This window comes from Acidovorax sp. GBBC 1281, assembly GCF_028473645.1.
Taxonomy (GTDB): domain Bacteria; phylum Pseudomonadota; class Gammaproteobacteria; order Burkholderiales; family Burkholderiaceae_C; genus Paracidovorax.
On sequence record NZ_CP097269.1, the window covers coordinates 2,127,337 to 2,150,945 of the forward strand.

21 protein-coding genes and 5 pseudogenes are annotated in these 23,609 nt (G+C 67.2%); 16 read left to right on the plus strand and 10 right to left on the minus strand.

Annotation, left to right across the window (positions count from 1 at the left end):
• Positions 1-31 precede the first annotated feature (31 nt).
• Both M5C96_RS09770 and M5C96_RS09775 read left to right on the plus strand, forming a co-directional pair.
• Entirely contained in the window at positions 32-1,126 is a 1,095-nt protein-coding gene (locus tag M5C96_RS09770) for an IS630 family transposase (protein WP_272563777.1), read from the plus strand.
• Positions 1,123-1,974, plus strand: a pseudogene (locus tag M5C96_RS09775) (IS5 family transposase); the annotation flags it as partial. The gene M5C96_RS09770 and the pseudogene M5C96_RS09775, both read left to right, overlap by 4 nt.
• A 199-nt stretch (positions 1,975-2,173) precedes the next feature.
• Here M5C96_RS09775 and M5C96_RS09780 read toward each other — a convergent pair.
• The 6 genes and pseudogenes from M5C96_RS09780 to M5C96_RS09800 form a co-directional block, all read right to left on the minus strand.
• Entirely contained in the window at positions 2,174-2,974 is an 801-nt protein-coding gene (locus M5C96_RS09780; RefSeq protein ID WP_272568812.1) for an amino acid ABC transporter permease, read from the minus strand.
• Entirely contained in the window at positions 2,971-3,633 is a 663-nt protein-coding gene (locus M5C96_RS09785; RefSeq protein ID WP_272568813.1) for an ABC transporter permease subunit, read from the minus strand. Before M5C96_RS09785 ends, M5C96_RS09780 begins: the two co-directional genes overlap by 4 nt.
• Positions 3,634-3,639: 6 nt before the next feature.
• Positions 3,640-4,542, minus strand: a complete 903-nt coding sequence (locus M5C96_RS09790; protein ID WP_272568815.1) for a glutamate ABC transporter substrate-binding protein — start codon at positions 4,540-4,542, stop codon at positions 3,640-3,642.
• A gap of 160 nt (positions 4,543-4,702) precedes the next feature.
• Complete coding sequence (locus M5C96_RS26825) at positions 4,703-5,992, minus strand: molybdopterin dinucleotide binding domain-containing protein (RefSeq protein WP_336297890.1); 1,290 nt, start codon at positions 5,990-5,992, stop codon at positions 4,703-4,705.
• Between the two features lie 91 nt (positions 5,993-6,083).
• Positions 6,084-7,001, minus strand: a pseudogene (locus M5C96_RS26830) (molybdopterin-dependent oxidoreductase); the annotation flags it as partial.
• Between the two features lie 107 nt (positions 7,002-7,108).
• Positions 7,109-7,834 carry an NrtA/SsuA/CpmA family ABC transporter substrate-binding protein gene (locus M5C96_RS09800; RefSeq protein ID WP_336297891.1) on the minus strand — a complete coding sequence of 242 codons (726 nt, stop codon included), beginning with the start codon at positions 7,832-7,834 and terminating at the stop codon, positions 7,109-7,111.
• Between M5C96_RS09800 and M5C96_RS09805 the strand changes: the two genes are divergently transcribed.
• The 3 genes and pseudogenes from M5C96_RS09805 to M5C96_RS09815 form a co-directional block, all read left to right on the plus strand.
• On the plus strand, positions 7,823-8,056 hold the full coding sequence (locus M5C96_RS09805; protein ID WP_272547967.1) for a hypothetical protein: 234 nt from the start codon (positions 7,823-7,825) through the stop codon (positions 8,054-8,056). The genes M5C96_RS09800 and M5C96_RS09805 overlap by 12 nt on opposite strands.
• A pseudogene (locus M5C96_RS09810) lies at positions 8,056-8,208 on the plus strand (ATP-binding cassette domain-containing protein); the annotation flags it as partial. The gene M5C96_RS09805 and the pseudogene M5C96_RS09810, both read left to right, overlap by 1 nt.
• A pseudogene (locus M5C96_RS09815) lies at positions 8,203-8,373 on the plus strand (ABC transporter ATP-binding protein); the annotation flags it as partial. The pseudogenes M5C96_RS09810 and M5C96_RS09815, both read left to right, overlap by 6 nt.
• A gap of 310 nt (positions 8,374-8,683) precedes the next feature.
• Here the strand turns inward: M5C96_RS09815 and M5C96_RS09820 are convergent.
• Positions 8,684-9,331: a hypothetical protein gene (locus M5C96_RS09820; protein WP_272568817.1), complete on the minus strand. Its 648-nt coding sequence runs from the start codon at positions 9,329-9,331 to the stop codon at positions 8,684-8,686.
• Positions 9,332-9,518: 187 nt separating this feature from the next.
• Between M5C96_RS09820 and M5C96_RS09825 the strand changes: the two are divergent.
• From M5C96_RS09825 to M5C96_RS09875, 11 genes and pseudogenes are all read left to right on the plus strand, one after another.
• Positions 9,519-9,746 (plus strand): annotated as a pseudogene (locus M5C96_RS09825) (transposase); the annotation flags it as partial.
• 115 nt (positions 9,747-9,861) lie between these two features.
• On the plus strand, positions 9,862-11,961 hold the full coding sequence (locus M5C96_RS09830) for a 3-hydroxyacyl-CoA dehydrogenase NAD-binding domain-containing protein (protein WP_272568820.1): 2,100 nt from the start codon (positions 9,862-9,864) through the stop codon (positions 11,959-11,961).
• Positions 11,962-12,010: 49 nt separating this feature from the next.
• Positions 12,011-13,186, plus strand: a complete 1,176-nt coding sequence (locus M5C96_RS09835; RefSeq protein ID WP_272568821.1) for an acetyl-CoA C-acyltransferase — start codon at positions 12,011-12,013, stop codon at positions 13,184-13,186.
• Positions 13,187-13,203: 17 nt separating this feature from the next.
• Positions 13,204-13,674 carry a PaaI family thioesterase gene (locus tag M5C96_RS09840; protein WP_272568822.1) on the plus strand — a complete coding sequence of 157 codons (471 nt, stop codon included), beginning with the start codon at positions 13,204-13,206 and terminating at the stop codon, positions 13,672-13,674.
• An 83-nt stretch (positions 13,675-13,757) separates the two neighbouring features.
• The gene (locus M5C96_RS09845) at positions 13,758-15,611 is read left to right on the plus strand and encodes an acyl-CoA dehydrogenase (RefSeq protein ID WP_272568823.1); all 1,854 of its coding nucleotides are present in this window, start codon (positions 13,758-13,760) and stop codon (positions 15,609-15,611) included.
• 133 nt (positions 15,612-15,744) lie between these two features.
• Positions 15,745-16,536 carry an SDR family oxidoreductase gene (locus M5C96_RS09850; protein WP_272568825.1) on the plus strand — a complete coding sequence of 264 codons (792 nt, stop codon included), beginning with the start codon at positions 15,745-15,747 and terminating at the stop codon, positions 16,534-16,536.
• A gap of 262 nt (positions 16,537-16,798) precedes the next feature.
• Entirely contained in the window at positions 16,799-17,242 is a 444-nt protein-coding gene (locus tag M5C96_RS09855; protein ID WP_272568826.1) for a PaaI family thioesterase, read from the plus strand.
• 106 nt (positions 17,243-17,348) lie between these two features.
• Positions 17,349-18,365, plus strand: a complete 1,017-nt coding sequence (locus M5C96_RS09860) for an NADP-dependent oxidoreductase (RefSeq protein WP_272568828.1) — start codon at positions 17,349-17,351, stop codon at positions 18,363-18,365.
• Positions 18,366-18,367: 2 nt separating this feature from the next.
• Positions 18,368-18,820 (plus strand): GNAT family N-acetyltransferase, encoded by a 453-nt coding sequence (locus M5C96_RS09865; RefSeq protein ID WP_272568830.1) that lies wholly within the window; start codon positions 18,368-18,370, stop codon positions 18,818-18,820.
• A gap of 52 nt (positions 18,821-18,872) precedes the next feature.
• A complete protein-coding gene (locus M5C96_RS09870; RefSeq protein WP_272568832.1) occupies positions 18,873-19,814 on the plus strand; it encodes a glutathione S-transferase family protein in 942 nt (313 codons plus the stop codon).
• Positions 19,811-20,713 (plus strand): SDR family oxidoreductase, encoded by a 903-nt coding sequence (locus M5C96_RS09875; protein WP_272568833.1) that lies wholly within the window; start codon positions 19,811-19,813, stop codon positions 20,711-20,713. Before M5C96_RS09870 ends, M5C96_RS09875 begins: the two co-directional genes overlap by 4 nt.
• 134 nt (positions 20,714-20,847) lie before the next feature.
• Here the strand turns inward: M5C96_RS09875 and M5C96_RS09880 are convergent, their stop codons facing one another.
• The 3 genes from M5C96_RS09880 to M5C96_RS09890 all read right to left on the minus strand — a co-directional run bounded on the left by M5C96_RS09880 (position 20,848) and on the right by M5C96_RS09890 (position 23,553).
• A complete protein-coding gene (locus M5C96_RS09880; protein ID WP_272568834.1) occupies positions 20,848-21,606 on the minus strand; it encodes a 3-hydroxyacyl-CoA dehydrogenase in 759 nt (252 codons plus the stop codon).
• A 113-nt stretch (positions 21,607-21,719) separates the two neighbouring features.
• Positions 21,720-22,769: an extracellular solute-binding protein gene (locus tag M5C96_RS09885; protein WP_272568835.1), complete on the minus strand. Its 1,050-nt coding sequence runs from the start codon at positions 22,767-22,769 to the stop codon at positions 21,720-21,722.
• Between the two features lie 223 nt (positions 22,770-22,992).
• The gene (locus tag M5C96_RS09890) at positions 22,993-23,553 is read right to left on the minus strand and encodes a phasin family protein (RefSeq protein ID WP_272568836.1); all 561 of its coding nucleotides are present in this window, start codon (positions 23,551-23,553) and stop codon (positions 22,993-22,995) included.
• Between the last annotated feature and the right edge of the window lie 56 nt (positions 23,554-23,609).

A 23,609-nucleotide genomic window follows, 5' to 3' on the forward strand; every position in this document is an offset into this window, starting at 1 on the left:
CATGGTTTCGGGCCATCCTTGAGGTGCCGCCATGCCCAATGCAACGACCCGAACAGAAATTGCGCTTAGTGAAGTGGAGCGCGCGGAACTGACGTCCATGGCGCGATCACGTTCGCTGCCAGCGGCGTTGTCGCTCAGGGCGCGCATCGTGCTGACTTGCGAAGGCACAGATAAAGCCAGCACCGCGGTTGCGCAGGCTCTGGGGATCAGTCGTAGCACTGTCACCAAGTGGCGCGGGCGCTATGCGCGCCATCGCATTGCAGGGCTTTACGACGAGTTGCGCCCGGGTCGCCCCCGCACGGTAGATGACGAGCGTGTTGCTGAGTTGATTACCAAGACGTTGCACACCAAGCCTGCTGATGGGGGTACCCACTGGAGCACCCGCACGCTGGCCGCCGATACGGGCATCAGCAAGAGCACGGTGGCGCGCTATCTGCAGACCTTCAACCTCAAGCCGCACCGGGCCGACAGCTTCAAGCTGTCGACCGATCCGCTGTTCATCGAGAAGCTGCGCGACGTTGTGGGGCTGTACCTGAACCCACCTGACAACGCGCTGGTGCTGTGCGTGGACGAGAAGAGCCAATGCCAAGCTTTGGAGCGTACGCAGCCGATGCTGCCAATGGGGTTTGGCTATGTCGAAGGTGTCACGCACGACTACGTGCGCCACGGCACCACCACCTTGTTCGCGGCCCTGAACGTGATGAATGGCCAAGTGATCGCGCAGTGCCGGCCCCGGCATCGTCATCAAGAGTTCCTTGCCTTCCTGCGCGCCATCGACAAGGCAGTGCCCGACGAACTGGATGTGCACTGCATAGCTGATAACTACGCCAGCCACAAGCATCCAAAGGTGCGCGCTTGGTTGGCCGAGCGGCCTCGCTGGCACATGCACTTCGTTCCGACCTATTCAAGCTGGCTCAATCAGGTCGAGCGCTTCTTCTCGATCATCACCACGCGGGCAATCCGCCGTGGCTCGTTCACCAGCGTGAAGGATCTGATCAACAAGATCGACACATTCATCGCGAATTACAACCAGTCCTGCCAGCCGTTTACTTGGACAGCTACAGCAGACTCCATCCTCGAAAAACTCGCCAGACTATGCGGGCGAATTAACGGGACAGGACACTAGATGAGGGCATGCAGTGGTTTGGCACGCCGACCGGCAGGCGTGGACGCAGCCGAACCTTCTCGGACGCAGCAATCCAGTTCTGCCTGAGCATCAAGTGCCTGTTCGGCCAGCCCTTGCGACAGGCGCTGGGCATGGTGCAGAGCCTGCTGCGGCTGGCAAAGCTGGACTGGCCGGTACCTGACTTCAGCACTGTTTGCCGGCGCCAAAAGACCTTGCAGGTCGAACTGAGCTACCAGCGAACCAACTCGCCGCTGCAGTTGCTGGTGGACAGCACCGGCATCAAGTTCCTGGGCGAAGGAGAGTGGAAACGCAAGAAGCATGGTGCTGAATACCGGCGCGAATGGCGCAAGGTCCATCTGAGCATCGACGCGCAGACGCTGGAAATACGCGCCATCGAGGTGACCAGCAACGCCATTGGGGATGCGCCGATGTTGCCCGGGTTGCTGGCTCAGATTCCCACTGACGAATCCATCGAAAGCGTCAGTGCCGATGGCGCCTACGACACGCGCGCCTGCCTGGACGCCATTGCCGAGCGGCACGCGATGGCGGTGATCCCGCCCCGCAAGAACGCCAGCCATTGGAAGAAGTCGAGTCCGGGCTCGGCGCATCGTAATGAGGCCATTCGGGCGTGCCAGCGCCTGGGTCGCGGCATTTGGAAGAAGTGGAGCGGCTACCACCGGCGCAGCCTTGTGGAGACGAAGATGCACTGCTTCAAGCGACTGGGCGAACGGGTGATCGCGCGCACGTTCGACCGCCAGGTTGTGGAGCTGCATGTCCGCGTGGCCTTGCTCAATCGGTTCAGTCAGATCGGCCGTCCTCACACCGTGTCGGTGACTGCTGTGGCATAGGTCCGTCTGGGGTTGGGGTCATGCCGTCTGCAATTCGATTTGTGCAACAGCGCCGATCGTCGGCACGGAACGAATATGAACCGGTCGTCGACTCAATGATGGAGAGCATTCCATCGGTTGCCGAGGTCAGAGTGAAAATCCCATAAGACCGCTGTCCTTTTCCTCGCAGAGCGTCTCGTCACCGGGCTACTGACGACCGTCAATGCACCGGCCGCCCCAGCCATTGGCTCGCCCTGGAGATCGCGTAGTTCACCAGGCAGTACAGCGCCGCGACCACCAGGTACACCGGTACCAGCGAGTGGTAGTTGGCGATGAGCACCTTGGCGTTCTGCATGAGTTCGCCATAGGTGACGACGTAGCCGAAGGTGGTGTCCTTGACCACGATGACCAGTTGCGCGACCAGGGCCGGGACGATGTAGCGCAGCGCCTGGGGGAAGACGACGACGGAAAAGACCTGGACCTCGGTCAGCCCCAGGCTTCGCGCGGCATCGGTCTGGCCTCGGGGAACAGCGAGCACGCCCGCGCGGTACACCTCGGCCACGACGGCGGCGGTGCTCAGGCCGACGGGCAGGGTCAGCATCCAGTAGGTGCTCAGTTTGATCCCGGCCGACGGCAGTACCAGAAAGCACACGTAGATGAGCAGCAGCGTCGGCGTGCCACGCAGGAACTCGATGGCCGCGGTGCTGGGCCAGCGCACGAGCCGCGAACGCGCCCGGCGGCCCACCATCAGCACGAGGCCGAGGGTCAGCGCGATGACGGCGGCCATGGCCGCCGAGGCCAGCGTGCCGAGCAGGCCCTTGGCCAGGAAGGCCCAGGTCGTGGGCCAGGCGAAGAATTTCCAGAACCGGGCGTCGAGCTGCCCCGCGGAGTGGAACCGGAACGCGACCGCCGCCGCCAGCAGGAGCAGCAGGGCCGCCGCGGCCCCGCTCGCGACCCGCGCGACGGTTTGGGCCCGGGGGCTGGGCGCACCGAACAGGATGTCTTCGAGGGGGCGGCTCATCGCAGGATCCGCACCTTCTTTTCCAGGGCGGCGCCGGCCCAGGCGATCAGCAGCCCGGACGCCACGTACATCGCGGCGGCCACTGCGAACGCGGCCATGCCGGCCGCGGAGTCGTTGGCGATCTTGGACACGAGCGTGGTGAGTTCCCGGCCCGGAAACGGCACCTGCGATGCCAGCGAAGTGGACAGCATCAACGCAATGAGCAGCGAGGTCATCGGTTGCACCACCGCGCGCAGCGCCTGCGGCAGCAGCACCGCCGAGACGATGCGCATCGGGCGCATGCCCAGGCTGAGGGCGGCCTCGATCTGGCCGCCGGCCACGGTGTTGATGCCCGAGCGCAGGTAGTCCGCCGTGAACGCGGAGCAGACCAGTATCAACGTCAGGATGACGGCGGGCTCATAGTCGAACAGCACGTTCAGGTCGGGCAGCGCGAACACGATGAAGATCAGCAGCGCGACGCTGGGAATGTTGCGGAAGATCTCGACGTAGACGGTCAGGACGAAGCGCAGCGGCGGCAGCGGCAAGAGGCGAAGCACCGTCACGGCCATGCCCAGCACGAAGCCGGGCACGAACGACAGGACCGTGAGCTTCCACGTCAACAAAAGGGCCTGCCCGAAGGCAGGCCCATGGTCGGCCAGGAGCCGGGAGACCTCGCCCATCGGGGGTCAGGGCAGGGCGGGGGGCGTCGGCACTGCGGTGCTGCCGGTGCGCTGTCCGATGGAAATGGTCCAGAGCTTGGCCCAGGTGCCGTCGGCTTCGATCTTCTTGAGGAAGGCATTGACGAAGGCCACGCCGTCCGAGCCCTTGGGCAGTCCGATGCCGTAGGGGTCTTGCGCACCGAAGGGGGCGCCGGCCAGTTTGGCGTCGCCGGTTCCCAGGCTCAGGGCGTTGAGCAGCAGCGTGTGGTCGGTCACGTAGGCATCCACGCGTCCCTGGCGCAGGGCGTCCAGGGCCTCCTGGTGGGTCTGGAACTCTTGCACGGCCGCCTTGGGCGCGTACTGCGCCAGGATCGCGGGGCCCGTGGAGCCCGCCTGCGTGGCGACCTTCTTGCCGGCCAGGTCGTCGTGCGACTGGATGGTCTTGTTGTTCGCCTTGACCAGCACGCCGGCCTGCGAGGTGTAGTAGGGCCCGGCGAACGAGATCTTCTCGGCGCGGGCGGGCGTGATGGAATAGGTGGCGAACACCATGTCCACCTGACCGTTGATGAGCACCTGCTCGCGCGTGGCCGAGGTCACCTGCGTGAACTGGACCTTGGCCCCATCGCCCAGGATGTAGCGGGTGATGAGCTGGGCCAGGCCAGCGTCGAAGCCGCGCATCCTGCCGTCCTTCTCGTTGAGCAGCGAGAACAGGTTCGAGGTTTGCGTGCCGCCCAGGCGCAGGGTGCCGGCCTGCTTGATCTTGCTGGCCCAGGTGCTCGATGCGATGGTGGCCGCGTCAGCGACCGGGCCCTGCGCGACCAGCGCGTCGAACGCCGCTGTGTTGATGGGCGTGCCCTGTGCGAAAAGCGACCCGCCGGTGGCGATCGCCAGGGCCGCCACGGTGGATTTCAGAAGGGTTTTGATCGACATGCGTTCCTCTTGAATGGTGTGTTGCGTGAATCCGTGTATAGCACCAGTCGCCGGACTGCGGCGCCACGGGCGCGTGCCAGCGGCGAGCATAGCCCGACTCGTCCTCGACACGCTCCGCCAGTATGGGTGCTATTTAATTAATAGCGATATGCCCTAGTAACTATTGTGCTGGAGGCCAATTTGGGTGCAAATCCCGGTGGGGCTGGAATTGGCTTGCAGCCGGATGGGCGAGCGCCGCGTCCACTTCCAACCGCTGCGGCGGCTCGAACGCCGTCACCTCCGGCAACGGCCCCCGCCACAGCGCCACCTCCACCCGGGCGCTCTGCGCCGCGCAGCCCTGCGACAGGCGGGAACTGCCGACATCCGGCGTGACCAGGTTGGGGTTGCCATGCTTGTCCAGGCTGCCGGCCACCTGCGGGTCCAGCGGGTCGTACCAGGCGCCCGTGGCGATCTGCGCCACGCCGGGACGCAGGTCGTCGCTCAGCACTGCCCCGGCCAGGAAGGCGCCGTGGGCGTTGAACACGCGCACTACGTCGCCCTCGGCGATGCCACGGCGCAGCGCGTCGGCGCGGTTCAACGTGATCGGCTCGCGGCCCTGCACCTTGGTGGCGCGGCTCACGCGGCCGTGGTCGTATTGGCTGTGCAGCCGCGCCGCGGGCTGGTGCGACAGCAGGTGGATGGGCCAGGCGGATGCCTCGGGCGCGAACCACGTGGCCTGGCCCGGGCAGTCGTCGTAGCCGAAGCGGTCGATGGTCTGCGAGAACAGCTCGATGCGTCCCGAGGGCGTGGGCAGCGGGTGCGCGGCCGGGTCTTGTCGAAAGCGTTCCAGCAGCACCACGGGCGCGGCGGGCCGGGGCAGTTCGAGGTGGCCGGCGCTCCAGAACGCGTCGAATGGGGGCAGTGCGATGCCCGCCGCTTCGGCGCGTGGCCGGGCGGCTTCGTACAGGTGGCGCAGCCATTGCGCGGTGTCGCGCCCTTCGGTGTAGGCGGCCTCGAAGCCCAGCCGCGCGGCCAGCGCGCGGAAGATGGCGTAGTCGTCGCGGGCCTCGCCCACGGGCGCGATGGCCGCGCGCATGGCGATCATGCGCGGCTCGCTGCCGGCGCTGCCGATGTCGTCGCGCTCCAGCGAGGTGGTGGCGGGCAGCACGATGTCGGAGTATTTGGCCTGCGCCGTCCACACCTGCTCGTGCGTCACGATGGTCTCGGGCCGTTGCCAGGCCTCGATGGTGCGGTTCAGGTCCTGGTGGTGGTGGAACACGTTGCCGCCGGCCCAGTACAGCAGGCGGGCGTGGGGATAGCGGTGGCGCGCGCCGTTGTAGTCGAAGGGCTCGCCGGGCTGCAGCAGCATGTCGGCGATGCGCGCCACGGGAATGAAGGCGCCCACGGGGTTGTGCCCCTGCGGCAGGCGCGCGCCCGAGAAGCTGCCGTGCCCACTGCCGATGTAGTTCATGCAGCCATACCCCAGGCCGAAGCCGCCGCCCGGCCCCGATCTGGCCCAGCAGCGCGGCCAGCGTGACGGCCATCCAGAACGGCTGCTCGCCGTGCCGCGCGCGCTGCAGCGAGTAGGTGCAGTTGACGAGGGTGCGCTGGCGGGCCATGCGCCGCGCCAGCGCCACGATGCGCTCGGCGGGAATGCCGGTCTGCGCGGCGGCCCACTCGGGTGTCTTGGCGGTGCCGTCGGCACCGTGGCCCAGCAGGGCGTCGCGCACGCGGTCGAAGCCCACGGTGTAGCGCGCGCAGAAGGCGCCGTCGTGCAGGCCTTCGGTGACCAGCACGTGGGCCAGGCCCATCATCAGCGCGGTATCGGTGCCGGGGCGGATCGGCAGCCACTCGGCCCCGGGCACGGCCGCCAGGTCGTCGCGCGCCGGGCTGATGTTGACGAAGGCCGTGCGCCCGCTCGTGGCCATGCGGGCCAGGGCCGGCGCCGCGCCGTGGTCGCTTGCGCCGCCGGGGCTCACCTGCGTGTTGCGCACGGGCAGGCCGCCGAAGGCCACGAACAGCTCGCAGTGCTCGGCCAGCACGTCCCACGCGGTGTGGTGCTGCAGCAGCGCGTCCATGCCATCGACGATGTGCGGCAGCAGCACGCGGCCGGCGCCCAGGCTGTAGCTGTCCTTGCTGGCGATGTAGCCGCCGAAGCCGTTCAGGAAGCGGTGCAGCTGGCTCTGCGCGTGGTGAAAGCGCCCCGCGCTCGACCAGCCGTAGCTGCCGCCGAAGAGGGCCTTGTTGCCGTGGGCCGCGCGCACACGGCGCAGTTCGCCGGCCACCAGGTCCAGCGCCACGTCCCACGGCAGCTCAATGAAGGGCTCGCGCCCGCGCAGGTGGCCGCTCGTGTGGCGCGTGGCCGGGTCCAGGAAGCTGCGGCGCACGGCGGGCCGGCGCACGCGGGTGGGCGAGTCGATGGCGCCGGGCAGGGACTGGCCGATGGGCGAGGGCGCGGCGTCCCATGGCGCAGGCGCCATGCCGGTGAGCCGGCCGCCTTCGACGATGGGCCGGTACACGCCCCAATGCGTGGCGGTGAAGGCCGTGCCGGGGGCGGCGTGGGCCAGGGGAGCGGGTGCGGCAGCGGTCACAGCCGAGCCAGATAGTCCTTGACCTGCACCTTCTGCGGCAGGATCTTGCGCTGCGACAGCCAGTCGGCGGCGTTCTGGAATTTCTGGATGAAGGCCGCGTCGTTCACGCCGTGCACCTCCCAGCGGCGCTTGAGCTGCAGCAGCGAGGCGCGCACGGCGTCGCTGTAGTTGGCGTCCTGCTGGTAGAGCGCCTCGGCCTCGGCCGCGTTCTGCGTGGCCCACTGGGCTTCGGCGGCGTAGGCCGCGTTAACGGCATGCACGATGGCGCTGTTCTCTTCGGCGAATTTCCGGTGGGTGACGTAGGAGTTGAAGTCGATCAGGAAGTCGAGGTCGCGCCCCTCGAAGAACACGTCGTGCGCCTTGTACTCGGTGCGGGCGATGTCCACGCCCGGGCTCCACATCGACCAGGCGTCGATCTTGCCCTGCGCGAAGGCGGGGCCGGCGTCGGGCGGGTTCAGGTACACGAACTTGACCTGGCTGCGGTCGATGCCGTGCTTTTCCAGGGCGGCCACGAGCAGGAATTCGCCCAGGCCCGAACGGTTGACCGCCACCGACTTGCCCACCAGGTCCTGCACCTTGTCGATGCCCGAGCCGTCCTTGGCGATGATGGCCGTGCTTCGCGGCTCCACGATGGCGAACTGCGTGAACACCAGCGGCGAACCCGCGATCATGGCGGCCAGCGCGGGCGTGGTGCTGCCGCCATTACCGAGATGACCTACCACCTGCAACTCAATGCGGCGCTCGGGCCGGAGATGAACTCTCTCGGCGCCGTGCTCGATGCGCGCAGCACCTCGACCTGGATCGCCACAGGCCTCGTGTTCGCCGTGGAAATCGGGCTCTTCGAGGTCTGCCGACGGAACTTCGCGAAGCGGTGGAGCGCTACGCAGGAAGCGATCGAGCGCGTCATGCAACTGGGCGTGGCCGGTAAAGGGAGGAGCGCATGATGGCGGTCGCAGAAGGAATTCCGACGCTGGAGTTGCGCGATCCGCGCAAGCGCTTCGGTAAGACCGAAATCATCTGCGGCGCCAACTTGGCCGTGAAGGCAGGCGAGCGCGTGGCCATCATTGGCCCCAACGGCGCAGGCAAATCCACCATCCGCGCGAGCGGCGAGTCGGTGCTGCTCATCGAGCAGAAGCTCACCATCGCCATGCGCATCTCCGACCGGGCCCTGGCCATGGGCCACGGCAGCATCGTGTTCGACGGCACGCCCGAAGGCCTGCGCGAAAACACGGCGGTGCGCAAGGAGTGGCTAGAGGTATAGCAGCCTTGCAACGCCGCAGATCGACGGCCGGGCCGTTTCCGGGGCTTTGCCATCGCAGCACGAATCCGTGGTCATTTACGCAGTGACTTTCAAAGTTTTCAGCGACGCGGAGGCGTTTCCGCGGCTGTTTGTGGAGGTTTGCCGCCGGACCACACTGCGACTCACAGTCAAGATGCGATGCTCGCCGTTACCCTGCAGATGAGCCGGCGATGCCTCCCTCAAATGCTCGCGGGCCATCAACAATCGACGGGGGCGTACTTGTGCTTACCAACAGTGAAAGGCCATGCACTGACAATGTGTCTATTGGAATTCAACGGTTTCCTCGACGGCTTTCTTCTCCAAGCGCCCTATATTGTTGGGTGTAATTTTGTAGGTCAAAACGTGCATTGGTGAGTAGTTCCCGGTTGATTTCTATTTGATCCGGATTGCCGTCTTCTACGGCTTGTGCAAGATCTTCGGTCACAGTTTGAATCAATAGCTGCGTGTCTTCTATGGACTGTCGAAGCTGCTGGGCGACCTCGCGACTAGGGACGACATTGACATTGTTCGATGAAGAAGCGCCAGTTGTTCGGACCCGCTTGCCTCCGCCCGGGAGAGAGTGGGGCGTGAGCGGAATTTCTATCCCTCCAACAGCCGGCATGAAGCCGCGCGCCTGCAGTTTATCGAGTGCAACCCGGTGAGGGTCATTGGACGGACCTGCTTGTTCGGCGATGCCATGGCGCTGTGCGTCGAAAGTCTGGGTGAGCCGTGTTTTCTGGGCTAACGGGCTCTCGGCTCGCGCTTGCATCGGCATTGGTGCCGTGCGCTTGGCTGCTGGCATTCCTTGGAGTTCGGGATGAGCCAGTTTTGCTGATGGTCCCGACGAACCGGCGGCTTGTTTTGTATGGCGTTGCGTCTCCTCAAGCGTCTGGGAACGCGTGGAGTTACTACTGGACGATTTAATGGAACTGCTAAGCATGGAGAATATTTGTTAGTTAGAAGGCCGCAAGCATGGGCCCGGTACAGAAATTGAGGAGCGATGCTGCGAAAAGCTGTTTCCCATTCCGAAAGAATCTCATGGATCCAAGCGGTGCCGTGAGATAGCTCCCTGATTCCCCGGCCCCGTCCTGTCGCTTATCTTTGGAGATAGGAAAAGGACTGTGCATATGACTAGGCATACGGAGTCAGTAGAGGTAGTCGTTAAAGACCAGCGCCGCAGGCGCTGGTCCCTCGCAGAGAAGTCGGCACTGGTGCGCCGCACCTACGAACTAGGCATGAGCGTGTCGCTGGTGGCTCGGCAGGAAGGCGTGTCGGCGGGGCTGCTGTTCCAGTGGCGCAAGCTCGAACGACAGGGAGCCTTGACCGCCGTGTCTGCTGGTGAAGCTGTGGTGCCGCCGCGTTTTCTGTCCCAGCCGGGACAACATTGGCTGGCATCCGCGCCCGGACTCTCTAGAATCAAAAGCACGATCGTTCTTTTCTAGTTTTCTAGATCAAACCAAGGGACAAGCAATGACCGCTGAGTACCAAGTCCACGGCGATGTGGCCGTGATCACGCTCGACAACCCCCCCGTCAATGGCCTGGGCCATGCCACCCGCCAGGGAGTGGCCGACGGGCTGGCGCGTGCCAACGCCGACGCGGCCGTCCGCGCCATCGTCATCACGGGCGCCGGTGGGGCCTTCTCCGGCGGGGCCGACATCAAGGAGTTCGGCACCGACAAGGCGCTGCAGGAGCCCAACCTGCAATCGGTGATCCTGGCGGTGGAGAACTCGGCCAAGCCCGTGGTGGCGGCCATCCATTCGGTGTGCATGGGCGGTGGGCTGGAGCTGGCGCTGGGCTGCCACTACCGCATCGCCGCGCCGGGCTGCAGCGTGGCGCTGCCCGAGGTCAAGCTGGGCCTGCTGCCCGGCGCCGGCGGCACGCAGCGCCTGCCGCGCGTGCTGGGCGTGGAGGCGGCGCTCAACATGATCGTGAGCGGCGAGACGGTCAAGAGCGAACTGATCGGCTCCATCCCCGGCCAGAAGCTGTTCGACAAGCTGGTGGCCTCGCCCGAAGCGCTGGCCGCCGAGGCCCTGGCCTTCGCCAAAAGCGTTGCCGACGTGCGCCCCCTGCCGCTGGTGCGCAACCTGCCGTGCAAGCACCCCGAGGGCGATGCGTACTTCCAGTTCGCGCGCAACATGGTCAAGGGCATGGCCAAGAACTTCCCGGCGCCCGCCAAGTGCGTGGACGCCGTCGAGGCCGCCACCAAGCGCAAGTTCGCCGATGGCATCGCCTACGAGCGCGAGCTGTTCATCAACCTGATGTGGACGCCCGAGTCCCGCGCGCTGCGCCACCTGTTCATGGCCGAGCGTGCCGCAAGCAAGATCGCCGACGTGCCCTCCAGCACCCCGAAGCGCGACATCCAGAAGGTCGGCGTGATCGGCGCGGGCACCATGGGCGGCGGCATCGCCATGAACTTCCTGAACGCGGGCATTCCCGTGACGATTCTGGAGACCAAGCAGGAGGCGCTGGACCGCGGCATCGCCACGATCAAGAAGAACTACGAGTCGCAGGTCAAGAAGGGCAAGCTCAAGGAAGACAAGTACCAGCAGCGCATGGGCCTGCTCGCCACCACGCTGGACTACGCCGACCTCAAGGACGCCGACCTCATCATTGAAGCCGTGTTCGAAGAACTGGGCGTGAAGGAGGCCGTGTTCAAGCAGCTCGATGCCGTGGCCAAGCCCGGCGCGATCCTGGCGTCCAACACCTCCACGCTGGATGTGGACAAGATCGCCGGCTTCACGAAGCGCCCGCAGGACGTGGTGGGCATGCACTTCTTCAGCCCTGCCAACGTGATGAAGCTGCTGGAAGTGGTGCGCGGCCAGGCCACGGCCAAGGACGTGCTGGCCACGGTGATGGCCCTGGCCAAGAAGATCAAGAAGACCGCCGTGGTCTCGGGCGTGTGCGACGGCTTCATCGGCAACCGCATGATCGAGCAGTACAGCCGCCAGGCGGGCTTTTTGATCGAGGAGGGCGCCACGCCGCAGCAGGTGGACAAGGCGGTGGAGAAGTTCGGCTTCGCCATGGGCCCGTTCCGCATGGGCGACCTGGCCGGCAACGACATCGGCTGGGCGATCCGCAAGCGCCGCTACCAGGAAAAGCCGGACATGAAGTACAGCAAGACGGCCGACCTGCTGTGCGAGATGGGCCGCTACGGCCAGAAGACCGGCGCGGGCTGGTACGACTACCAGACCGGCAAGCGCGATGCGATCCCGAGCGAGGTGGTCAACCGCATGATCGAAGAGCACCGCAAGGCCCTGGGCATCACGCCGCGCAAGATCTCGGACGAAGAGATCGTGCAGCGCCTGGTGTTCTCGCTGGTGAACGAAGGCGCGCACATCCTGGAGGACGGCATCGCCGGCAAGTCGGGCGACATCGACATGGTGTACCTCACCGGCTACGGCTTTCCGATCCACCGCGGCGGCCCCATGCACTACGCCAACGAGGTGGGCCTGTTCAACGTGGTGCAGGCCATGAAGCGCTTCGCGCAGAACCCGCTGGACGACGCGAAGTTCTGGGAGCCCGCGCCGCTGCTGGCCCGGCTCGCCGCGGAAGGCAAGGCCTTCTCCTGACCCGACCGACCGCACCGCACGTGTCCCCCCGAATCCCAAGGAATTGCACATGACCTCCGCAGTGATCGTTTCCACCGCCCGCACGCCGCTCGCCAAGAGCTGGAAGGGCTCGTTCAACATGACCCACGGCGCCACGCTGGGCGGCCATGCCGTGCAGCACGCCATCGCGCGCGCCGGCATCGACGGCGCGGAAGTGGAAGACGTCATCATGGGTTGCGCCAACCCCGAGGGCGCCACGGGCGCCAACATCGCGCGCCAGATCGCGCTGCGCGCCGGCCTGCCGGTCAGCGTGTCGGGCGTGACGGTGAACCGCTTTTGCTCGTCGGGCCTGCAGACCATCGCCCTGGCCGCGCAGCGCATCATCGCCGGCGAGGCCGACGTGTACGTGGCCGGCGGCGTGGAGAGCATCTCCTGCGTGCAGCAGGAGATGAACCTGCACATGCTGCGCGACCTGGCGCTGGCCAAGGCCAAGCCCGAGATCTACTGGAGCATGCTGGAGACCGCCGAGCAGGTCGCCAAGCGCTACGGCATCGGCCGAGACGCCATGGACGAGTACGGCGCCGCCAGCCAGCAGCGGGCCTGCGCCGCGCAGGCGGCTGGCAAGTTCGACGACGAGATCGCCCCCATCACCGTGACGGCCGGCGTGGCCGACAAGGTGCGCGGCCTCATCACCCAGCAGGTGACGGTCTCCAGGGACGAGGGCACGCGCGAAGGCACCACCAAGGAAGGCATCAGCGGCATCCGCCCGGCCATGCCCGGCGGCGTGATCTCGGCCGGCAACGCCAGCCAGTTCTCCGACGGTGCCGGCGCCTGCGTGCTGGTGAGCGAGGACTACGCCAGCCGCAAGGGCCTGAAGCCCCTGGGCCGCTTCCTGGGCTTCGCGGTGGCGGGCTGCGAGCCCGACGAGATGGGCATCGGCCCCGTGTTCGCCGTGCCCAAGGTGCTCAAGAAGCTGGGCCTCACGGTGAACGACATCGACCTGTGGGAGCTGAACGAGGCCTTCGCCGTGCAGGTGCTGTACTGCCGCGACAAGCTGGGCATTCCCGCCGACCGCCTGAACGTGAACGGCGGCGCCATCGCCCTGGGCCACCCCTACGGCGTGAGCGGCCAGCGCCTCACGGGCCATGCGCTCATCGAAGGCAAGCGCCGCGGCGCCAAGCGCGTGGCAGTGACCATGTGCATCGGCGGCGGCATGGGTGCGGCCGGCATCTTCGAAGTGCTGTAACCGCACGGGGCACGCCCATGGCCGCGCCACCCGTCACCGTGCCGCCCGAGGCCTTCCTGGCCATGGGCCGCGAGGTGCTGGCGGCGCAGCCCTTCAGCGTGCTGCTGGGCGCCGAACTGCACGCGTTCGCCCCGGGCGGGTGCGAACTGCACCTGCCCGTCACCGAGCAGATCCGCCAGCAGCACGGCTTCGTGCACGGCGGGGCGGTGAGCTACCTGGCCGACAACGCGCTCACCTACGCGGGCGGCTCGGCGCTGCGGGTGCCGGTGGTCACCTCGGAGTTCAAGATCAACTACGTGCGGCCCGCCGTGGGCGAGCGCCTGGTGGCGCGCGCCCAGGCCGTGCATGCGGGGGCGTCACAGGCGGTCTGCCGCTGCGACGTGTTCGCGGTGCAGGGCGGGGTGGAAAAGCTCTGCGCCATCGCCCAGGGCACCATCGTGGCCCTGCCGCCGCATGCCGCGCCTTCGCCAACGGCTTCGCCCAGCTGAACGCCGGTGGTGATTTTTGCTATTGTTTTTGTAGCGGAATGCCGCCGCATTCATTGCGGTGAAGCCTTATTCGATGTCCCATCATGAGCCTGCGCACCACGGTTGATTTCTTGCTCTACGACTGGCTGGACGCTCCCGCGCTGCAGGCGCGCGAGCGCTTTGCCGACCATTCGCGCGAAACCTTCGATGCGGTGCTGGACACCTGCGAGCGCATCGCCCGCGAAAAGTACGCCCCGTTCAACCGCCTGGTGGACACCGAGGAGCCGCGCTTCGACGGCGAGAAGGTGATCCTGCCGCAGGCCACGCACGAGGCGCGCCGCGCCTATGCCGAGTCGGGCCTGCTGGGCGCCGCGCAGGATTACGAGCTGGGCGGCATGCAGCTGCCTTACACGGTGGAGGCGGCGGCCAACAGCTTCTTCGCCGCGGCGTCGGTCAGCATCGGATCCAACCTGCTCACCTCGGGCAACGCCAACCTGCTGATGGCGCACGGCACGTCGGCGCAGCAGCAGGTGTTCGCGCACAACGAATTCAACGGCCGCTGGGCCGGCACCATGTGCCTGTCGGAGCCGCAGGCGGGCTCGTCCCTCTCGGACGTGGCCACGCGCGCCGTGCCGGATGGCGATGGCGGCGGCGATGCCTGGCAGCAGGACGCGCTGGGCCCGCGCTACCGCCTCACCGGCAACAAGATGTGGATCTCCTCCGGCGACCACGAGCTGACCGAGAACATCGTGCACCTGGTGCTGGCCAAGATCCCCGGGCCGGACGGCAAGCTGGTGCCGGGCACGCGGGGCATCTCGCTGTTCATCGTGCCCAAGCGGCTCGTCGATGCGCAGGGCCAGCTCACGGGCGTGCGCAACGACGTGGCGCTGGCGGGGCTCAACCACAAGCTGGGCTGGCGCGGCACGACGAACACGCTGCTCAACTTCGGCGAGGGGCGCTACCCGGTCGAGGGGCGCGCGGGCGCCATCGGCTACCTGGTGGGGCAGCCGGGCGAGGGCCTGAAGTGCATGTTCCACATGATGAACGAGGCGCGCATCGCCATCGGCATGGCCGCGACCATGCTGGGCCTGGCCGGCTACCACGCCAGCCTGGACTATGCGAAGAACCGGCCGCAGGGCCGTCTGCTGGGCAAGGCCGGCAAGGCCGGCAAGGACGCGAGCGCCCCCCAGGTGCGCCTGATCGAGCATGCCGACATCAAGCGCATGCTGATGGCGCAAAAGAGCTACGGCGAGGGCGCGCTGGCGCTCAACCTGTACTGCGCGCGCCTGGTGGACGAACAGCACACCGGCACCTCGCCCGACGCCGACGAGGCGCGGCTGCTGCTGGAGGTGCTGACGCCGATTGCCAAGAGCTGGCCCAGCGAGTGGTGCCTGGAGGCCAATTCGCTCGCCATCCAGATCCACGGCGGCTACGGCTACACGCGCGACTTTCCCGTGGAGCAGTACTGGCGTGACAACCGCCTGAACATGATCCACGAGGGCACGCACGGCATCCAGGCGCTGGACCTGCTGGGCCGCAAGGTGCTGATGGAAAACGGCCGGGGCCTGCAGCTGCTGGCCGCGCGCATCAACGCCACCGTGGAGCAGGCCATCCAGCAGCCCGCGCTGGCGGCGCACGCCAACGCGCTGGCCCAGGCGCTGCAGCAGGTGGGCGCGGCCACCAAGGCCGCCTGGGCGACGGGAGAGCCCACCGAGGCGCTCGCCAACGCCGTGCCCTACATGCAGGCCTTCGGCCACACGGTGCTGGCCTGGGTGTGGCTGGACGTGGCCCTGGCCACGCTGCGCGCCGATGCCGCGCAGGCCGCGCCCGCGAGCGTGGGCCGCCTGGGCGCGGCGCGCTACTTCTTTCATTACGAGCTGCCCAAGATCGGCGCCTGGCTGAACGTGGTGCGCACGCGCGACGACACTTGCGCCAGCCTGCCGGAAGACGCGTTCTGACCGCGCCCGGCCATCGCTCCCGGGACACCGCCGGGCGCCGGTCCGCAGCACAATGCACCGGCGCCGCGCGGATCGGGCAACGTTCAGGCAGGCCGCGCCGGCCCCCCATCACCACCAACGAGGAGACCCCGACATGACCCGCACCATCCAACAACTGTTCGACCTCTCCGGCAAGACCGCGCTGGTCACCGGCGGCTCGCGCGGGCTGGGGCTGCAGCTGGCGCAGGCGCTGGGCGAGGCCGGCGCGCGCATCGTGCTCAGCTCGCGCAAGGCTTCCGATCTGGAGGAGGCCACGGCCACCTTGCAGCAGGCCGGCATCGACACGCGCTGGATCGCCGCCGACTGCGCGCAGGAGACCGACATCCGCCGCCTGGCCGACGAGACGCTGCAGCGCGTGGGCGATGTGGACATCCTCGTCAACAACGCCGGTGCCGCCTGGGGCGCCCCGGCCGAGGACCACCCGGTGGAGGCCTGGGACAAGGTGATGAATCTGAACGTGCGCGGCTACTTCATCCTGAGCCAGCAGATCGCCAAGCGCAGCATGATCGGGCGGCGCAGCGGCAGCATCATCAACGTGGCCTCCATCGCCGGCCTGGGCGGCAACCCCAGCGGCATGAACACCATCGCTTACAACACCTCCAAGGGCGCCGTGATCAACTTCACCCGTGCGCTGGCCGCCGAGTGGGGCAAGTACAACCTTCGCGTGAACGCCATCTGCCCAGGCTTCTTCCCGAGCCGGATGACGGTGGGCACCCTGAAGGCCATGGGCGAGGAAAAGCTCGCCAACCATGCGCCGCTCGGACGGCTGGGCGACGACGAAGACCTGAAGGGCCTGTGCGTGCTGTACGCCAGCGATGCCGGCAAGCACATCACCGGCCAGTGGCTGGCCGTGGACGGCGGCGTAAGCATCGTCACGGGCGGCTGAATGTGGCCCCCACGGTCGCGCACTGCGTGTCGCTTCCTGCCCCCCAAAGGGGGCCGCGTTTCGCCTTGGGGCGGCCCGGCGGCGAAATGTGGCCCCCACGGTCGCGCACTGCGTGTCGCTTCCTGCCCCCCAGGGGGGCGCGTTTCGCCTTGGGGCGGCCCGGCGGCGAAACCTCCGCCACCTCTCCGGCGGCGCTGGTGAGGCGGGCGGTGTGTTTTCGTGGCTATGCTTTTCGTCTTTCCATTGATTCCTGGAGTGCCCTGTGCTGAGTTTTGGTGTCGAAATTCCTTTTGTCGATGAGCTGGGCTTCACGCTGCACCACATGAAGGGTGGCGCGTCCGAGCTGCACTACGAAGCGCGGCCGGAGCACATGAACTCGTTCGACGTCACGCACGGCGGCGCCTCCATGACGCTGCTGGACGTGGCCATGGCCACGGCGGCGCGCAGCGACACGCCCGACTTCGGGGTCGTCACCATCGAGATGAAGACCAGCTTCATGCAGCCCGCGCGCGGCCCGCTGGTGGCGCGGGGGCGGCTCATCCACCGCACCGTGTCCATGGCCTTCACCGAAGGCACGGTCACCGATGCGGAAGGCCGCGTGTGCTGCCATGCCACCGGCACCTTCAAGTACGTGCGGCGCAAGCCAGCCCAGCCCGGTGCGCCCGACGGCGCGGGCGCGACGGAGGGCGCACTGCCCACCGATTGACCCACCCGCCGCCAACCCGCCAGGGTTCGGAGCCCTATCGCCTGCCAGCGCAATGAAAACGCCGGCATGCTGCTATCAAAAAAATAGTCAACCTAAGGAGTCCAACATGCCCAGCAACGAACAGATCCTGCTCGACAACCGCCCCCAGGGCGAAGCCGCCACCAGCAACTTCAAGCGGGTGACCACCGACACGCCGGCCCTGAAGGACGGCGAGGTGCTGGTGCGCCACCACTACCTCAGCCTGGACCCGTACATGCGCGGCCGCATGAACGACAGCAAGAGCTACGCGGCCAGCCAGCCGCTGGGCGAGGTGATGATCGGCGGCACGGTGGGCGAGGTGGCGGAAAGCCGCCACCCGAAGTTCGCCGTGGGCGACAAGGTCGTCGGCATGGGCGGCTGGCAGCAGTACAGCGTGGTCGACGGCAACGCCCCCGGCATGCTGCGCAAGGTCGATACCACCCACGTGCCGCTGTCGCACTACCTGGGTGCCGTGGGCATGCCGGGCGTGACCGCCTGGTACGGCCTGGTGAAGATCATCGCGCCCAAGGCCGGTGAAACGGTGGTGGTGAGCGCGGCCACCGGCGCGGTGGGCAGTGCCTTCGCCGCGCTGGCCAAGGCCCGCGGCTGCCGCGTGGTCGGCATTGCCGGCGGCCCCGAAAAGTGCAAGTACGCGACCGAGGAACTGGGCTTCGACGCCTGCATCGACCACCGCGAGCACGGCGACCTCAAGGCCATGTCCAAGGCCCTGAAAGAAGCCTGCCCGAATGGCATCGACGGCCACTTCGAGAACGTGGGCGGCTACATCCTCGACGCCGTGCTGCTGCGCGCCAACGCCTTCGCCCGCGTGGCCGTGTGCGGCATGATTGCCGGCTACGACGGCCAGCCGCTGCCGCTGCAGAACCCCGCGCTGATCCTGGTGAACCGCATGAAGATCGAAGGCTTCATCGTGAGCGAGCACATGGAAATCTGGCCCGAGGCGCTCAAGGAACTGGGCACGCTGGTCGGCTCCGGCAAACTGCGCCCGCGCGAGACCATCGCCGAGGGCCTGGCCGCGGCGCCCGAGGCCTTCCTGGGCCTGCTCAAGGGCAAGAACTTCGGCAAGCAGCTCGTCAAGCTCGTCTGACGATGGCGCTGCACTGGACCTGGGCCCGCTTCGACGACATGGGCGTGCACGCGCTGCACGATGCGCTGGCGCTGCGCTGCCGCGTGTTCATCCTGGAGCAGGGCCCCTACCAAGACCCCGACGAAGCCGACAAGACCGCCTGGCACCTGCTGGGCCGCGGCGGCGCGGGCGACCTGCAGGCCTACCTGCGGCTGACCGATCCGGGCGTGAACTACGTGGAGCCCTCCATCGGCCGCGTGGTGGTCGCGCCCGAGGCGCGAGGCACCGGCATGGGCTGGGCCCTGGTGCGCGAGGGCCTGGCGCGCGCGCAGGCCACCTGGCCGGACCGCGCGGTGCGCATCAGCGCGCAGGCGCATCTGCAGCGCTTCTACGGCGAGATGGGCTTCGTGGCCGTCTCGGCGGAGTACCTCGAAGACAACATCCCCCACATCGAAATGCTGTGGAGCCCGGCCTGACGGCCCGGAGCCCGCACGCACGCAGCAGCCACCACTGGCCAGGAGATCGTTCATGTCCGCGCTGATCCTTCACCACTACCCCTCGTCGCCGTTCTCCGAAAAGATCCGCGCGGTGCTGGGCTTCAAGCAACTGGCCTGGAAGTCGGTCATCGTGCCCAGCGTCGCGCCCAAGCCCGACGTGCTGGCGCTCACGGGCGGCTACCGCCGCACGCCCTTCCTGCAGGTGGGGGCCGACATCTACTGCGACACCGCGCTGATCTGCGACGTGCTGGAGCACGCCCAGCCCGAGCCGGTGCTGTACCCGCCGCACCTCAAGGGCGTCTCGCGCGTGTTCGCGCAGTGGGCCGACACCACGCTGTTCTGGGCCGCCATGGCCTACAACCTGCAGCCGCGCGGCGCGGCCGTGCTGTTCGCCAACCTGCCGCCCGCGGCCGCCCAGGCCTTCGGCGAGGATCGCAAGGCCATGAGCGCCGGCATGAACCGCCTGCGCCCGCACGATGCCACGGCGGCCTATCGCTCGTACCTGCGCCGCATCGCGCACATGGCCGAGGAGCACGAGTTCCTGTTCGGCGCCGAGCCGTGCGTGGCCGACTTCGCCGCCTACCACCCGCTGTGGTTCACGCGCACCTGCGTGCCGGTGATGGCCGAGATCTTCGCCGCCACGCCGGCGGTCACCGAGTGGATGGACCGCATCGCCGCCCTGGGCCACGGGCGCATGGAAAAATTCAACGCGCAGGACGCGATCGCCGTGGCCGCGGCGGCCGAACCCCTGCCGCTGCCGGCCGAGCCGTTCCAGGACGAGCACGGCATTGCCCTGGGCAGCGCCGTCACCATCGCCGCCGAGACCTTCGGCACCGAGCCGACCGAGGGCACGCTCGTGGCGGCCACGCGCACGCGCTACACGCTGGCCCGCACCGACGCGCGGGCGGGGGCGCTGCACGTGCATTTCCCACGCATCGGCTACGTACTCAAGAAAACGGAGACATCGGCATGATCGAATCGTTCCAGGGCAAGACGGCGGTACTGACCGGCGCGGGATCGGGCTTCGGCCTCGAATGCGCGCGCATCGGCGCACAGCGGGGCATGAACCTCGTGCTGGTGGACGTGCAGCAGGACGCGCTCGATGCCGCCGCGGCCGAGCTGCAGGCCGCGGGCGCCGCCGTGCTGGCCCGGCGCGTGGACGTGGCCGACGCCGGGCAGATGGCGCAGCTGGCCGCCGACGTGCAGCAGCGCTTCGGCGCGCCGCACCTCGTGTTCAACAACGCGGGCGTGGGCGCGGGCGGGCTGATCTGGGAAAGCAGCGTGCAGGACTGGGACTGGGTGATGGGCGTGAACCTGATGGGCGTGGTGCACGGCGTGCGCCTGTTCACGCCCATGATGCTGGCCGCCGCGGCGCAGGACCCGCAGTGGCGCGGCCACATCGTCAACACGGCCAGCATGGCCGGCCTGCTCAACGCGCCCAACATGGGCATCTACAACGTGAGCAAGCACGCGGTGGTGAGCCTGTCCGAAACGCTGTACCAGGACCTGGCCCTCGTCACCGACCAGATCGGTGCCAGCGTGCTGTGCCCTTACTTCGTGCCCACGGGCATCACTCGCAGCGAACGCAACCGCCCGGACGTGGCGACCGCGGCGCAGCCCACCAGGAGCCAGCTGATCGGCCAGGCCATGACCGACAAGGCCGTCAGCAGCGGCAAGGTGACGGCGGCCGAGGTGGCCCAGCGGGTGTTCGACGCGGTGGGTGCCGGGCAGTTCTACATCTTCAGCCACCCGCAGGCGCTGGGCAACGTGCAAAGCCGCATGGAGAACATCGTGCGGATGGAGAACCCGCCCGATCCGTTCCTGGCCCGGCCGGACATCGGCCAGCGGCTGCGCGACCAGCTGCGGGGATGAGCCGCCGCGGGCCTGCCGGCACGGGTGGAACGGCAGGCGAGGGCGGCGCTGGCGGCAGAGGCGCTTTGGATGAAAAAGGCCGCCAGCGCATATTCCACTAGGGCATTATGCTATCAATTAAATAGCAATCGCGCTCAGCGTGGCGCCAGGCGGATCGCACCGTCCAGGCGGATCACCTCGCCGTTGAGCATGTCGTTCTCGAAGATGTGCTGCACCAGGCGCGCATAGTCTTCGGGCGTGCCCAGGCGGCTCGGGAAGGGCACTCCCGCGGCCAGCGCGTCCTGCACTTCCTGCGGCATGCCGAACAGCATGGGCGTGCCGAAGATGCCGGGGGCGATGGTCATGTTGCGGATGCCGTTGCGCGCCAGGTCGCGCGCGATCGGCAGCGTCATGCCCACGATGCCGCCCTTCGATGCGGCATAGGCCGCCTGGCCGATCTGCCCGTCGTAGGCCGCCACGCTGGCGGTGGAAATCATCACGCCGCGCTCGCCGGTGGATTCGGGCTCGTTCCTGGCCATGGCTTCGGCGGCCAGGCGGATCATGTTGAAGCTGCCGATCAGGTTCACGGTGACCGCCTTGGCGAACAGGGGCAGGGCGTGTGCGCCGTTCTTGCCCACGGTCTTCTCGGCCGGGGCGATGCCCGCGCAGTTGACCAGGCCCATCAGCTTGCCCAGGGAGACGGCCTTCGCCACCACGGCCTGTCCATCGGCTTCCTGGCTCACGTCGCACTTCACGAAGGCGCCGCCGATGTCGCGAGCGACCGCTTCGCCCCGGTCCGCCTGCAGGTCGGCGATGACGATCTTGCCGCCCTGCGCGGCCAGCCGGCGTGCCGTGCCTTCGCCCAACCCCGACGCGCCGCCGGTGACGATGAATACCTTGCCTTGGATTTCCATGGGGGATGTCTCCTTGATATGACGTTAACGTAAACGTCAATTATGGCCGAAGCCGCGGGCGTGAAAAAGCCCGGCATGCCGGGCTTTTTTGCAAGGAAAGGAGGGGGCGTGGCTTACTGGAAGTTCACGCGGTCCAGCATCTGCTGCACTTTGGTCATGTGCTCGCCCACCGCGCTGATCGGAATGGTCTCGCTCTTGAAGGGCTTGCCGTCCGTCATGGCTTTCAGGGCCGGATTGCCCGGGTCCACGCCCTTGGCGGCGGGCCATTCGTTGTTGCCGTTGGCGAAGTAGTTTTGCGCTTCGGGGCTGGCCAGGTATTCCAGGAACTTGACCGCGTTGGCCTGGTTCTTGGTGTCGCGTGCCACGGCGCCACCGGCGATGTTCATGTGCGTGCCCCACGACTGCTGGTTGGGGAACACCACCGACACCTTGCTGGCGATGGCTTTGTCCTCGGGCTTTTCCGAACGCATGATGCGGGCGAGGTAGTAGCTGTTGGTCACGGCGATGTCGCACTCGCCCGACGCCACGGCCTTGATCTGGTCGGTGTCGCCGCCCTTCGGAGGACGCGCCAGGTTGCCGGCCACGCCCTTGAGCCAGGCCTCGGCCTTCTGCTCGCCCATGTGCTCGGTCACGGCGCCGAACAGGCTCAGGTTGTAGGGGTGCGAACCCGAGCGAATGCAGATCTTGCCCTTGTTCTTCGGGTCGCCCAGCTCTTCATAGGTGTCCACGTCTTCCTTGCTGACCTTGTCCTTGTTGTAGACGATCACGCGGGCGCGGGTGGACAGGCCGAACCAGGCGATGCCTCCGTCGGCCGCGGGCTTGGCGCGCAGGTTGGAAGGGATGGTGTCTTCCAGCACCTTGGAGCGGATGGGCAGGAACAGGCCGTCGACCTCGCCGCGGTACAGGCGGGCGGCGTCCACCAGCAGGATCACGTCGGCAGGAGAGGCAGTGCCCTCGGCCTTCAGTCGGGCCATGATGCCGGCGTCGTCGGCATCCACGCGGTTCACCTTGATGCCGGTGGCCTTGGTGAAGCCGGTGTACAGCGCTTCATCGGTGGCGTAGTGGCGGGCGGAGTACAGGTTGACGACCTGGTCCTGGGCGGAGGCGGCGCCAGCGGCGGCCAAAAGGCAGGCCGCCAAAACGGCTTTCATGGACTTCTGCATGGAGAGGGTCTCTTCTCTGAAGGTTGGAAACCGGGCGATGATAGGCCGAACGAGAATGATTCTTAAACAAGACCTGCTGCACCAGAGGTCTTCTCGCGGCGATCCCGCCCGGCCCGATGCCACTCCACGCGCCGTGCGCCCATAAAAAAAGCCCGGTCGCAAGACCGGGCTTGAATTGGATCCCTGAAACCCGGTTTCGAGAGATCCAAGGAGACAACGGGTTTTAGCGCTTGCGCTGCTGCACGGCGGCTGCCGACTTGGCGGCGGCGTTGGCAGCGGTGTTGGCCACGGCGTTGAAGTTGGCTTCAGCGACATCGCTGGCTTGCTTCACGGCCTTTTGAACGGATTCGAAGGCGTTGTTGGCGGCAGAGACGGCGCTCTTGAACACGGCCACGCTGGTTTCGGAACCGGCGGGTGCATTCTTGGCGGCGCTGTCCACCAGATTGCTGAAGTTGCGCTGCACTTCGGACGCCTGGGCTTCGAACGTGCGGCCGAATTCGGCGCTGGTGCTCGAGGCGATGTCATACAGGTGGCGGTTGTAGGCAGCGGTCTTTTCTGCCAGGGGCTGGAACAGGCTGGCTTGCAGGGACAGCAGCTCTTGCGCATCCTTGGCGCTCAGCACGGCTTGCGTGTGCGTGGCGACTTCAGCCAGGGCAGCGCGGGAAGCGGTGACGTTCAGTTCCACCAGCTTTTCCACGCCTTCGAATGCCTTGTTGGTCAGACCGAACAGGGTTTCGAGGTGGGCCTTGTGGGATGCAATGAGTTGTTCCGGGGTCAGCGACATGGTGTATCTCCTATTGATGAGTCCTCAAGGGACGGATGGTTGAGACATCTGCGCTG